This is a genomic window from Zobellia sp. 1_MG-2023, assembly GCF_030549125.1.
Lineage (GTDB): Bacteria > Bacteroidota > Bacteroidia > Flavobacteriales > Flavobacteriaceae > Zobellia > Zobellia russellii.
Genome location: NZ_JAUOSY010000002.1, coordinates 405,461 through 419,449, shown reverse-complemented (window position 1 = coordinate 419,449; position 13,989 = coordinate 405,461). Strand labels below are relative to the sequence as shown.

The 13,989-nt window shown below is 39.3% G+C and carries 11 protein-coding genes; 4 read left to right on the top strand and 7 right to left on the bottom strand.

The genetic code is table 11. The features are described 5' to 3' along the window. Window positions 1-4: 4 nt before the first annotated feature. From Q4597_RS05790 to Q4597_RS05765, 6 genes are all read right to left on the bottom strand, one after another. Entirely contained in the window at window positions 5-988 is a 984-nt protein-coding gene (locus tag Q4597_RS05790) for a type IX secretion system membrane protein PorP/SprF (RefSeq protein WP_303405206.1), read from the bottom strand. An 8-nt stretch (window positions 989-996) separates the two neighbouring features. Beyond that, window positions 997-4,674, bottom strand: coding sequence for a Calx-beta domain-containing protein (locus Q4597_RS05785; protein ID WP_303405204.1), 3,678 nt, complete (start codon window positions 4,672-4,674; stop codon window positions 997-999). Between the two features lie 151 nt (window positions 4,675-4,825). Continuing rightward, window positions 4,826-5,713 carry an ACP S-malonyltransferase gene (fabD, locus tag Q4597_RS05780; RefSeq protein ID WP_303405202.1) on the bottom strand — a complete coding sequence of 296 codons (888 nt, stop codon included), beginning with the start codon at window positions 5,711-5,713 and terminating at the stop codon, window positions 4,826-4,828. A 69-nt stretch (window positions 5,714-5,782) separates the two neighbouring features. Further along, a complete protein-coding gene (locus Q4597_RS05775) occupies window positions 5,783-6,292 on the bottom strand; it encodes a gamma carbonic anhydrase family protein (protein WP_303405200.1) in 510 nt (169 codons plus the stop codon). Between the two features lie 31 nt (window positions 6,293-6,323). Then, on the bottom strand, window positions 6,324-7,052 hold the full coding sequence (locus Q4597_RS05770; RefSeq protein WP_303405199.1) for a LytTR family DNA-binding domain-containing protein: 729 nt from the start codon (window positions 7,050-7,052) through the stop codon (window positions 6,324-6,326). Window positions 7,053-7,081: 29 nt separating this feature from the next. After that, entirely contained in the window at window positions 7,082-9,037 is a 1,956-nt protein-coding gene (locus Q4597_RS05765; RefSeq protein WP_303405198.1) for a histidine kinase, read from the bottom strand. A gap of 245 nt (window positions 9,038-9,282) precedes the next feature. On the opposite strand from Q4597_RS05765, the gene Q4597_RS05760 reads away from it, so the two are divergent. Next, window positions 9,283-10,470 (top strand): VWA domain-containing protein, encoded by a 1,188-nt coding sequence (locus Q4597_RS05760; RefSeq protein WP_303405197.1) that lies wholly within the window; start codon window positions 9,283-9,285, stop codon window positions 10,468-10,470. An 80-nt stretch (window positions 10,471-10,550) separates the two neighbouring features. On the opposite strand, the gene Q4597_RS05755 is transcribed toward Q4597_RS05760, so the two are convergent. Beyond that, window positions 10,551-11,567 (bottom strand): type IX secretion system membrane protein PorP/SprF, encoded by a 1,017-nt coding sequence (locus Q4597_RS05755; RefSeq protein WP_038237978.1) that lies wholly within the window; start codon window positions 11,565-11,567, stop codon window positions 10,551-10,553. Between the two features lie 133 nt (window positions 11,568-11,700). Here Q4597_RS05755 and Q4597_RS05750 point away from each other — a divergent pair, with 133 nt between their 5' ends. From Q4597_RS05750 to Q4597_RS05740, 3 genes are all read left to right on the top strand, one after another. After that, window positions 11,701-12,615: a NifU family protein gene (locus tag Q4597_RS05750; RefSeq protein WP_303405195.1), complete on the top strand. Its 915-nt coding sequence runs from the start codon at window positions 11,701-11,703 to the stop codon at window positions 12,613-12,615. An 83-nt stretch (window positions 12,616-12,698) separates the two neighbouring features. Then, on the top strand, window positions 12,699-12,899 hold the full coding sequence (locus tag Q4597_RS05745) for a dodecin family protein (protein WP_215438486.1): 201 nt from the start codon (window positions 12,699-12,701) through the stop codon (window positions 12,897-12,899). A 241-nt stretch (window positions 12,900-13,140) separates the two neighbouring features. After that, window positions 13,141-13,977, top strand: a complete 837-nt coding sequence (locus tag Q4597_RS05740) for a mechanosensitive ion channel family protein (protein WP_289061546.1) — start codon at window positions 13,141-13,143, stop codon at window positions 13,975-13,977. The last annotated feature ends 12 nt before the right edge of the window (window positions 13,978-13,989 follow it).

Here is a 13,989-nt window from a genome sequence, read left to right as displayed (position 1 = left end):
AATATTAGAAAAATCTTGGCGTATCTATTTGTTTTGGCTTTCCTTTTAAGCTCTTGTTGCTTCCTCCGGAACCATCACCTCTACCCAAGAAGAACTTAAGAATAACTTCATGGGAACCACTACTAAACTCTCCTAGTGGGTTTGTGTTGTAATCATAAGAATAACCAATAAAGCTACCGCTCGTAATCTGAAAGCCAACTAAACCACTAACGGCACTCCCCAAACGATAGGATGCACCCATTGTAAACCGATCATTAAACAAAAAGTTAGCACTAAGATTGGTGTTCAACGGAGCTCCGTTAATATAATTCAATAAAAAAGCGGGTTTGAACTTTAATGTTTCCGAAACATCAAAAACGTACCCCCCAATAAAATTGAATTGCATTTTATCCTCTATAATCGTGGCGACATCATCATTATAGATTCCATCAGTTAAAAAATTGGGAATAGACGCTCCTAAATACCAAATATCATCTTCATACAAGAAGAAACCAGCCCCAATAGTCGGGTAGAATTTTGAAATGGTCTCACGCCCTAAAATAGGTTCTCCGGGGTTTTCGAACGTACCCTTTGAAAAATCTACGTTTAAGAATGAACCACCGGCATCCATACCAAAAGAAAGCTTTGCTTTATCCGATACATTAAATTGATAGGAATAAGCCAACTCTACATATGTCTGAGTTGATGGCCCTAATTGGTCACTTATAATATTGAACCCCATGCCTGTTCTTTCATTGGCAAATGGTATGTTGGTACCTAAGCGAATCGTACGGGGAGACCCATCTACATCTAACCATTGAGCCCTATAGGCAACTGCTATTTCAGGATTCTGAACCGACCCCACATAACCAGGATTGAAGCTACCAATATTGTACATATACTGCGTATACTGTGGTTCTTTTTGGGCAAAACCGTTTGCCGAAATGAACAATACACCTATAGCAAAGCAGATGTAACCGTAAAAGGATTTTAATGTTCTATACTGCATTATCCAAATTATCTTATGAGCTGTATCCAGCCTTTTTTAGTGGTATTGGTATCAAAACCTTCTACTTCTTCTTGTAAGGTTAAATTTAAAACGTAGAAGTAAGTACCGTCTGGGGCCTCTTTACCTTCCCACATTCCGTCCCAAATAATTTCCTCGGTCATCTGATCGCCCTCGAAAACCACTTTTCCGTATCTATTGAAAATTTTAATATCGTAAACAAGATCTACCGGGGTTGAATTGAAAGTACCATCTTCATTTCTCTGATACTTATTGATTTTTAATTCATCATTTACACCGTCATTATTTGGCGAAAATTGATTAAAAATCAATCCAAGATCTAAATCGGATTTTCTTGAGACCCTAACACGTACCGAATCAATATTATTCTCGTACTTGCCTTCACTATCTACAGGTGAAGACCTTATAATTTCTGCTTGATTAGTAAATTCTCCTTCTAAAGGAACCAATACCCTTATTTCCAGAGTAGCGACCTCCCTATGTATAAGTTCAGGAATAGTCCACAAACCGGTTTGAAGACTATATTCTCCTTTATCAGCTACATGGTCTATATAATCAAAGCCACTTTCGCTTTCTTCAGCAATGACATCTAAAACTTGAATACCGGAAACTGCATCAATTTCGGACTCATTGGTAACCTTTATAGTAAAGACAACCTCCTCGCCAATTAAAGGGTTTACTTCACTTAGATTATTTTTTATACTGAAAGCATCCTCTGGATCAACTATTCTTGCAAACTTTTCCAATACCAAATCAATACCCTCGGGCAAATCAATATTTAAAGTCACCTCTGAGCTATCATTATCCGGATTTTCATCAACGGGAAAAGACTGCAACAATTCGGCAATATTCGTATATGGTCCGCCATCTAGAACATCAACAGTTATACTTAAAGTTACCGTTCCATTAGCCGGAATCTCGGCAATTGTCCACTCACCAGTAGCTACTATGTAACTTCCTTCGGTAGCAGTATGTGATTTATACTCAAAGCCGGTTTCTAGCATTTCACCAATAGTAACATTTCTCGCTACCCTATCGGACAAATTATTTACCGCTATGGAAAAAATAACCTCATCTCCCGCTATGGCTTCGGCCTTATCAACCGTTTTTACAACCTGAAGATCTATTGGTGTAGGATCGCAATTTCCATTATTGATATCGGGATCACAGGCATCTAGAGGATTGGTACCGTCTGCCTCCTCTTGACCATCGGTAATTCCATCTCCGTCCGTATCACAAAGTCCGTTGGAGTTATCCGGAATACAGGCATTATTGTTGGCTGGATCTAACTGATCAACAACACCATCTAAATCCGAATCCAAAACATTAGAATCCAACGCATCTATAATACCATCACCATCTTCATCTAAAGGGTTATCAAAATCATCACCAACTTCGTCCCCGTCGTTTATTCCATCATCATCCGAATCCGGATTGTTTGGATCTGTTCCCAAAGTAGATTCTAATCCACCCAACAACCCGTCTCCATCGTCATCCGTATCACAACTGCTCACTGAAATTGTAAGCTCCGCTGTTTCATTTTCGCAAGGCGCCTGCGCTCCCGTGGTTGTATATTCAAAAACATATGTACCATTGGGCAAACCTTGAAAATCTACTACATTTTCTCCATTTATAGCAGGAGTAGCCGGACCAGAGGCCCATGCCCATGTACCCGCACTTGCTGCTTCCGAGAAAGTAGTATCTAAATCCAATGTGGTTGTTCCAAAGTTGGAATCATTACAAGAAGATGCGTCCTCTGGAGCTCCTGCAGTAACAGGAGGAAAAATAACCGCCTCAACCTGTACCCTTGGCGATGATTTACACCCATTGGCTTCTGCTTCCACATAATAGGTAGTTGTACTTGCTAAATTGTTAACGGCAAAACTAGCTCCTGTACCCACTGGTGAACCACCCGTAGCACGTGTAAACCAATTAATTGTAGCGTTTTGGGTTGCCGTAGCCCTAAGCACCACCCTTCCCGGACCACATCTACTGTCGCCCGCTGAACTTGTAATTTCCGGTGTTTCACTCTGAGCCAGCGTTAATGTTAACAAAGGGCTGGCGCAATCGTTTATCGCATCGTAATAAAATCCATAATATGTACCTGGCAAAGGATCATTTAGCCTGTTATTAGGAACAAAGCTACCCGTGGGGTCCGCATCATCGGTTGCCCAGCGCAACACGGTACCGTTAGGCCCACTATTAGGCGCATAATCGTTTAGACCAGTGGTTATGTCATCACAAAAAGTTCTCTGTATACTCGTATCTAGAACCGGAGCTGCGTTTCCAGCGGTACAAGGATCGCAATCATCAACATTTATGGTTACCGATATAGAATCATTAGTACAAGGTGCCTCAGCACCTGTTGTTGTAAACGTGTAAACATAAGCGCCTGCAGGCTGCCCCCTAAAATTCACTTGGTTATTAGCACCTGCCGGATTTACCGTTGCTGGTCCTGAAGTATAGGTCCATGCACCTGCATCGTTACCTGTAATTAAAGAATTTAATGCAATACGAGTTGGTCCAAAATCATCGTTGGCATTATTACATGCGTTTTGAGGAGTAGTTACTGTGCCAACGGACGGTGGTGTGTTAAAAGTTATGGTAACAGGACTACTGGCTGTAAAACAGGAATTGTCATCCGCCCAATAAACAGCATGATAAGTTCCCGTGGCAGATATGTTAGGGTTAGGTAATAGAGCCCCTACTGTAGTTGGATTTGCATTATTACTCCATCGTAACGAACTACCCGCTGGAGCACTATTTGCACCTCCGGTTACGTACGTATTTAAATTAACAGTAGCAGTAGGAGGGTTACAAACCGCATTTGCCCTTCCATTTATGGTTGGCGGGGTATCTCCTGCGGCACAATCATTATCAATAATTGTTACCGTGCGTTGCGCTACAGGCATTTGAGTGTACGAAAATTGGGTATTGTTACTTGGATCACCCAATGTTAAGATTATAGTTTCGTTGGCTTCAGGGTCCGTATCACCAATAGTTGCAATATTTATATTCCTAGTTAAAACACCCTCGGGAAAAGTCAATGGACTTGCACCTTGAACGGAATAATCCGTACCGTTAGTAGCTGTGCCAGTAATAGTATATGGTATAGTTACCGCTGCACCAGTGGCATTAGATTTATCAAGGTTAAGAGTAAATGTTGCAGTTGCAGCGCCGTCTTCTGCAAGTGTAGCGGGCGTTCTGCTTAAAGTAAAAATACCCTCATCATTGTCCGCAATAGTAAAGGTTGCCGTTCTAGCACCATTATTAATGGTCGCACCGCCTGATGCACTTACTATAGTTATAATTATAGTCTCAGCATTTTCAACTAAGTTATCATCTTCAATTTCTATTGTAGTGGTAACTGATGGAAAAAGCAAGTTCAAAACAACTGTTCCCTGAAGTGCCTCAAAATCCGTACCAGAAGTTGTGGTTCCTGTTACACTATAAGTAACCGTATTCGTCGTTGCCGGATTTGAATTCCTAGAAATAGTGAAGGTCGGATTCGGTCCTCCTTCGGTAACATTGGTTGCCGATGTGGATAAAGAAACAACTTGAGCACTGGCCACGGAGCCAACACCTAAAAATAAAAGCAACAATAGAACGATTTTGCCATGTGCTCTCAAACTACGGGCAAAGCGAGCTTTTTTCTTTTTCAATTTCATAACTGTCCTTTGAACAAAAATTCAATTCACAGCAAATAAAGTAGGTCCTGGCTAAATGGGCATCAATATTACTAAAAAAATCATCCACAACCGTAAATTTGGGGTTAAATCAAGGTTTAATGGATGAACTACATCATATACGGATGAAACATCAACTTGGGATATCTGCCGACTGACTTTCTGCTCCTGGAGCAATCTTTCTAACCAACCCTTGCAACACTTTACCTGGCCCAACCTCTATAAACAGAGAGGCTCCATCGCTTACCATATTCTGTACACTTTGCGTCCATTTTACGGGAGCGGTCAATTGTGAAATAAGGTTCTTTTGAATTTCAGTAGAGTCACTTACCGCTACGGTAGTAACATTTTGATAAACAGGACATTTTGGCGTTGCAAAAGTGGTGTTTTCTATTGCCGATGCCAATTCTTCTCGTGCAGGCTCCATTAAAGGTGAATGAAATGCGCCTCCTACAGGAAGTACCAAAGCCCTTCTTGCTCCTGCTTCCTTCATACTTACACAGGCTGTTTCTATGGCTTCTACATCGCCGGAAATCACCAATTGACCTGGGCAGTTGTAATTAGCGGCAACCACAACACCCGGTGTCTCTGCACATATTTTTTCTACTATAGCATCTTCCAACCCTAAAACAGCCGCCATAGTGCTCGGTTTAAGCTCACACGCTTTTTGCATGGCCAAAGCACGCTGAGAAACCAATTTTAATCCATCTTCAAAACCTAGCGTTCCGTTGGCTACCAAAGCAGAAAACTCTCCCAAAGAATGACCGGCAACCATATCCGGCTTAAAACTGTCACCCATTACCTTACTAAGAATTACCGAATGTAAAAAAATGGCCGGCTGGGTAACTTTGGTCTGTTTTAGGTCTTCCGGGGTACCTTGAAACATAATATCGGTAATGGAAAAACCAAGGATTTCATTGGCTTGCTCAAACAGTTCTTGGGCCAGCGGATATTTTTTATAAAGGTCCAAGCCCATACCTACAAACTGTGCTCCTTGTCCGGGAAATATATATGCGTTCATTCTTTTTAATTTTTTAGTGCGTGCAAAAATAGCAAATTAAGTATAAGTCCCAAGTACAGAGCACTGTTCTTACTCCTTAAACCAACTACTGTACATAACATAATTATTGGCTATACGGTCTATTTCCCCGGAACTCAGTTCCGGACTAATGTCCTTAATCTTTTTTGCGGGTGTACCCGCAAATACACTTCCCGAGGGAATATGCGTGCCTTTTGTAACCACAGCTCCTGCCGCTATAATACTATTGCTCTCTACAATACAATCATCCATAATGATACTTCCCATACCTACAAGCACATTATCTTTTAAAGTACACCCATGAACAATGGCGTTATGACCTATTGAAACGTTATTACCAATTGTTGTTGGCGATTTTTGATAAGTACAGTGCACTATAGCTCCATCCTGTACATTAACCTTATTACCCATTTTTATAAAATGCACATCTCCCCTAAGGACGGCATTATACCAAATACTGCATTGATCTCCCATAGTTACCTCTCCAACAATGGTCGCATTCTCGGCAATAAAACAGTCCGTTCCAAATTGTGGGGTTTTCCCTTTAATCGTTTTTATCATTCTAATTTCCTTTACCTTAATTCTATATGTTCTAAAAATACGCCAAAAACTCTTTTTTCTTAGAGGCCGAAACCAATAACTCTTTTCCGTTTGAAACTACCACACTACCTCCCTTTCCCTTTCTATACTTCACCACCTCATTAACATTCACTAGATATGATTTATGAATGCGAGCAAATGAAAAGCCGGCCAAGGCATCCTCAAAATACTTTAGAGTCTTGCTGACCAAAATCTTTTTATTCTCTAGATAGATTTCAGTATAATTATCATCGGCTTTGCAATAGAGAATATCAGCAACATTCAGCACCTGAAAACCGTCTTGCTGCGGAAGGGTTATTTTCCCTTCTACGGATTTCAATTTAGGTTGTAATACCGTATCCGTCAGTTCAATTTCTTTTTGTTTAATTTCTTGTACATATTCCACCGCCTTTATCAATTCATCAATGTTTATGGGCTTCATAAGATAATAGGCCGCATGGCTGTTCAAGGCATCCATGGCATATTGGTTATAGGCCGTTACAAATACGGTCTCAAACGTACGGTCTGGTAACTGGTCCAGTAAATCAAAGGCATTGCCAAAAGGCATTTCAACATCTAAAAACACAAGGTCCAATTCATGTTTTTGTATAAGTTCCAATCCTTCTTGAATAGATGCAGCCTCCCCAACCAAATTGACATCAACACAATATTTTCCTAAATAGTTCCGTAATATTTCACGGCTATTGGCTTCGTCCTCTACAAGTATGGCGTTTAATTTCATATTGGAATTTTAATTGAACAAGCAGCTTATCAATCTTTTCGTAAAACGAATACCACCTTGGTTCCCGAGCCCTCTTTGGTAAGGTCAGAAATAGCAACATCTACCTTATTTTTATACATATCGTTCAGAATGGCAATACGTTTTTTGATGTTTCCCATTCCCTTTGATTTTTGTTTCTTTTGGTTCTGGGTTTTCAGTTGAGATGATTTTTTTCTACCTATCCCATTATCAGTAATGGTTATTTCTAGGGATGTTGCCCCTTTTGGTTTTACATCGATTTTTAAAAGCCCCTTTTCATCTTTATATCTAAGCCCGTGCCAAATAGCGTTTTCTATGTAAGGCTGAAGCAACATAGGCGGAATTTCAAAAGCCGAAACATCTAGCCCCTTATCTACATTCAATTCATAACTGAACTTATCCGGAAAACGGGAATGCTCCAACTTTACGTAAAGCTCCAACAGTTCCAATTCCTTGGTCAGGGGAATAAAATCTTCTTCGGAATTTTCCAAAACCGAACGCATTAAGGTTGAAAATTCACTTAAAAACCTATTGGCACTACGCTCATCACTCTTTGCTATGTAGTTGTTGACGGAGTTGAGGGCATTAAAAATAAAATGCGGATTCATCTGCGAACGCAGGGATTTCAATGCCAAGAGATTGTTCGCTAGTTTTTGTTGTTGATTGCTACGGTAAAAGAAAAAAGCGGCCAGACCCAACAAAATCATCCCGAATATCAGGGAATAGATAATCCACTTTTGGCGCTTATTACTCTCTTGAATAAGCTGCTGGCCGGTTACCGCTAAGTCATATTTGCTTTGAGACAACTCCCTCTCTTGCTCCAAACCAGAAATACGATTTTGCTTAGAGGCAATTTCACGATTAAAACGCGCCGCCCTAGAAATTTCTTGTTCCTTTTGCACGTATAGACTATCTACCAAGGACACATAATTACGATAGGTTTCAAAAGCCTTTGGATAGTCTCCCTTATATTCAAAAACCTCGGAAAGTTTGCGTGTTGCATCTTTTTGCACCACTAGATCATTCTCCGAACCTGCCTCTTCTATACTCTCTTTAAGGTATGGAATAGCCTCATCATACTTGTCCTGAGCAATGTATGCATTGGCAATTTTGTAATTGATACGTTGCGAGGTAATAGAATCAAAATCTCCTCGGGCCTCTTTTTTAGTAGTTCTTCCCTTGGGTAGGGTCTTTAATTCGTTAAGGCTTTTTTTACGAAGTTCAATTTCAGCACCATATTGACTTTTTTGATTGTAGAAATCGGCTACTTTTTCTTTTTCCTGTACTGCTCGTTTGGGCTCCAGACCTTCGGTTAATTGCAAGGAACTATTGTAGTACGCACCTGCCTCAACCAACTTATCATCTTGAGCATACGTATCGGCAATTTTTGAATTTAAATCGGCTACTTTGGGAGATATCTGATTCTTCTTAGCCACAATTAACCCCTCCTCATAAAAGGCTACGGCTTTATCTATCAAACCTAATCCGCGGTAAGCATCACCCAAATTTTCGTTCAAGCTCACCTTTTGATTCGGCTTAAGGCCTTCTATTTTCAGTAAAGGCTGCAATTCCTTTTCTGCTTCTGAAAATTGTTTGTTCAAAATATAGGCTTCACCCAAGAGCAAGGTGGTCCGGGTAGATTTGTGGGCTTCCAGAGCATCCTTATAATTGGTAATTGCCAGGTCATATTGTTTATGATATTGATATACTTCACCCAGAGCGACCAATGATTCCGAAAGCGATTTTTTATCAGCCTGTTTTCCAAGTACGGCAATGGAATTGGTGATGTAATCTATGCTTCTTTTAATATCACTTTGCTTGTAGGAGTTGGCAGAATCCAAATATACTTTATGAAGACTACTTTGCGGCTGAGCCATTTTGCTACTGCGCACCTCTTTTTGCGCCCAAGAGTTCATTGTGGAGCACCCAATAAAAAGGAAAAACAATATGTAGCGAACTGTTTGCATTTGATTATTTGTACAACGTAAACTTAGTTGAATTATGCGTCATTAAAAAACGTCATCTGTCACTAAATGGGCGAAAAATGAATTGTTTTAAAGGCTTCACACACCCAAAAGGAACGTTCCCTCTTTCAAAAGGCCACTTCACTCAAAACAGGTTTTACAAGAATTAAGTTGCTTCTACTTTTACCTCATCAATAACACTTACAAAAACATTAATCCCCTCTTAATAGAGTTCAAAAAATTAAATTATGAAAAACATTAGACAGATTCTAGGATTGGCTTTTATGTCACTTGCTTTAACAAGCATGTACGGCTGCGAGCTAAAAACCAAAAAAGAAACAACAAAACCTGTATTGGCCCAGGGTTTTTTACCAGATACAAATGACAGGCCTAAAAGCAATACCGTTAAAATTGCCCTTTTATTGGATACTAGCAATAGTATGGATGGACTCATCAACCAAGCTAAGTCTCAACTTTGGGACATTGTAAACAAGTTCACCTATGCCAAATGTGGTAACGAGCAACGCCCAGAATTACAAATTGCCCTTTATCAATACGGAAACGACAACCTATCCTCTAGGGAAGGGTATATTCAGCAAGTATTGAATTTTAGTGGAGACTTGGACGAGATTTCAGAAAAGCTATTCTCATTGACCACCAATGGAGGCGAAGAATATTGCGGCGAGGTTATCCATACTTCTTTAAAACAATTGAATTGGGGAGATAACCCGGATAATCTAAAAATGATTTTCATTGCAGGTAACGAACCATTTACCCAAGGAAAATTAAACTATAAGGACGCGGTCACCAATGCCAAAGAAAAAGACATTGTAGTCAACACCATTTTCTGCGGGAACTATGAGCAAGGTATTAACTCCGATTGGAAAAACGGCGCCACTTTAACCGGAGGTGAATATATTGCCATTGACCACAATAGAAAAGTTGTTCATATTGATACGCCTTATGACGATGTTATCATAAAATTGAATTCCAAACTAAATCAGACCTATATTTCGTACGGTGCTATGGGGAGTGTCAAAATGGAAAAACAACGTACTCAAGACTCCAACGCTTATGAACTGGAAGAAGCCGTAGCGGTAAAAAGAGCCGTAAGTAAAAGCTCCAGACTTTACAACAACAAGAACTGGGATTTAGTTGATGCCCTAGAAGATGAGTCTTTTGATATTGCCATGCTTGAAGAAACCGAACTACCAAAGGAACTAAAAGGAAAGTCAAAAACGGAAATGGAAGCTTATGTTCAAGAAAAGAAGTCCGAACGAAGTAAAATCCAAAATGAGATTCAAAAACTAAATACCAAACGCGAAAAATTCATTGCTGAACAACAGAAAGAAGGAGAAAAAGGAGAGCTAGAAAATGCGATGCTGGAAGCCATCAAAAAACAGGCTGCAAAAAAAGATTATAAGTGGGAAGAATAATCCCCTTCTGACATAAAATAAAAAGCATCCTGAAAATTCAGGATGCTTTTTTTATTTTCTTTATCTAGATTACACAGTATTTACTGAGCTGCAGGACAGTAACAATCATATTTACGTTCTTTTTGTCCAAAGTCATATCCTAACGTGATTTGATGAAATCCGCCATTATCAAAAACAACACTTCCTGATTGATAGGAATAATTATAAGACACCATAAAATTCCCAATATTAGCCCCTACAATTGGAGTAAACAGTTGCAAACGTTGCTCTCCAAAACTATCTGATGTAGCAAATTGGGCACCTTCAAAACTTCTACGGTATGAAAGTCCTCCCCAAATACGACCAAAGTCTACGTCCTTATAGACCTTAGCATTCAAATCGATAGACTTTTCTTCTGTAAATTCACTCATCTGAAACAAAATAGAAGGCTCTAGCTGCCATTCTTGCTTACCAAAAATGTATCCTACAGAAAACAAATACCTTCGTAAATTATCAATTACGGGCACATTTGCAGGATCCTGTCGGCCAAAACGATATAAATTACGCTTACTGCTTAACAGGTTGTTCACCGCAAAATGAGCATAAAACTCCCTAAGGTTATATGAAAAGCCCAGGTCCATGTTAAAATAACCTTCGCTAATCTTACTACCTATCAAAGCATTATCAGGTTGTGCCGAACGAAATTCAGTTTCATCCAAACTGCTTTGCAAATACGTTGGACTCAATCCAAAAGATAACTGATTAAGGCTTCTTGCGTCTCCACCAAGTTTTAAATGATGGGCATAGGTTAATTTTACACCGGTCTGCGCATGGTAACCATTGGCATCGTTAAAAATGATGGCTCCCACCCCGCTATTGCTTTCACCTATTCTAAAATTGGCATTTATTGTTTGTAAATTTGGCGCATCTTCTACACTAAACCATTGCATTCTTGCAGTAGCCCTTATTTTGCCCCCATCACTAATACCGGCCATTGAAGGGTAAACGAGATAATAGTTATCCGAGAGGTAATCAAAATATACAGGTATACCTTCTTGCGCGGTAGATTGAAAAGCAAAGGCAAGAGACGCTAGCAAGAGCAGTAATCGGTTTTTCATCTGTTGGATATAGTGGATGATTGATTGATCGACTAAATATAAGGTATAACGGATGAAACGTAACATTATTATATAGACAATTCCATACGGACTGTTCGGAAATAGGTTGTATTTTTACAAAAATTTTGACACCATGAAGGAGTATACAATTACGGTTGTTAAAACCAACAACCCTGCGATTCTAAAATTTGAGACGAATCACTTTCTGACCAAAAACAAGAACTACGAGTTCAAAAATATAGACGAAGCCAAGAATTCACCTTTGGCCCAGCAACTTTTTTACCTTCCGTTTATTAAAACGGTATATATTTCTGGAAACTTTATTGGCCTTGAGCGCTATGACATTGTTGATTGGGACGACGTTAAAGACGAGGTTGCCCAGCAATTGGTGGAATATCTAAATGCAGAGGAGCCTATTGTGAACGAAGAAGAGCTTACCAATAAAAGAGTGGCCATTACGGTTTATGCCGAGGTTACCCCTAACCCATCTGTAATGAAATTTGTAGCGAACAAACCTATTGTTCCCGGTGCTTTTGAGTTTAAAAATATAGATGAGGCAAAAAATTCCGAATTAGCTAAGCAGCTATTTAACTTCCCGTTTGTAAAGGAAGTTTTCTTTGACCTTAACTATGTTTCCGTTAGCAAATACGATGTAGCGGAATGGGAAGACGTTACCATGCAATTACGCGAACATATACGCGAATACCTTGCGGATGGTAACGAGGCTGTTTCCGAAAGTGCAATAGCCAAGACAAAAGAAGCTGCTCAGGATAGTTCATCACCTAATCAACCTGTAGCAGAATTGGATGACACTTCTCAACAAATAGTAGACATCCTAGAGGAGTATGTAAAACCTGCTGTTGCCAGCGATGGCGGAAATATTCTCTTTCAATCCTATGAAGAGGATAGTAAAACGGTAAATGTTATACTACAAGGGGCCTGTAGCGGTTGCCCTTCCTCTACCTTTACTTTAAAAAATGGAATTGAAACCATGTTGAAAAATATGATGGGAGACAAAGTAAACGAGGTAGTGGCCATTAATGGCTAATGGACTAATTTTTATAGGTTTAGAATCAAGAATCCTGTTCAATAATTTCGTAATTTGAAACGAATCATAAAAAACAGAGTATTATGGCAGTTTTAAAAGTTATTGAAGTATTGGCAAATTCCGATAAAAGTTGGGAAGATGCAGCCAAACAAGCGGTTGCCCAAGCCTCTAAATCAGTAAAGAATATTAAATCCGTTTACATTAACGAGCAAAGCGCTACAGTTAAAGATGGTAAAATGGATAATTACCGAGTAAACGTAAAAATTACCTTTGAGGTAAATTAGTACGGAAACCAAAACTAAAAAAAGCGTTGTAATAGGATTACAACGCTTTTTTTATTGCTTGAATCCTTAAAGATTGGTTGTATTTCAATAGAAATACAGGCTAGATATACGGTCAATTTGGGCACATATAAACAAACTATTAACGCATTTAATTTTTGCACTCCGGATTAACAATAGTTTAATTAACTGAGTTTGATTGAAGCCTTTGATTTTAGTATGTTGCTCCCTCAAAAAATAGTACATGGAAAAATTTGCAGATTACCAAGAACATATTGATAAAGCTATAGATTGGGTATGGGAGGTCTTGCCCGATGTTGTTATGGCGCTCATTATTCTGGTAGCCGGATTATGGGTGATTGGGTTTTTAAACAAAATGGTCCGTAAGTTCTTTGAAAAGAAAGACTACGACCTAGCTTTAGAAAGTTTTTTACAGAGTTTTATAAGTATAGCTCTCAAAGTCTTACTTTTTGTTTTGGTCATAACCCAATTGGGAGTTAAATCGTCATCACTTATCGCTATTATTGGTGCTGCCGGTCTTGCTATTGGTTTGGCCCTACAGGGCTCACTTTCCAATTTTGCCGGAGGCGTACTTATTCTCCTGTTCAAACCTTTTAAAATAGGCGATTGGATTTCGGCCCAGGGGGTTGATGGCTCCGTAAAGGAAATTACTATTTTCTACACCAAGGTAAATACCTTTGGCAACCAATTGGCTATCATACCAAACGGACAATTATCCAATAACAACGTGGTAAATTATAGTGCGATGCCAACAAGGCGTGATAATATAAAAGTGGGTATTGGCTATAGCTCTAATATCAAAACCGCTAAAGATATCATGTTAGACATTTGTCAAAAAAATGAGAACGTACTTAAAGACCCCATGCCAGAAGTGTATGTAGATAGTTTGGGCGATAGCTCCGTAAATCTAACATTAAGGTTCTGGGCAGAGAATTCTGTCTTTTGGGCCGCTCACTTCTTTATAATTGAAGAAGTAAAAAGAAGGTTTGATGAAGCAGAAATTGAAATACCGTTCCCACAACGTGATGTTCATGTAAAGGGTGAATCCCTAAAAGCTTAAATCAAGCCAACA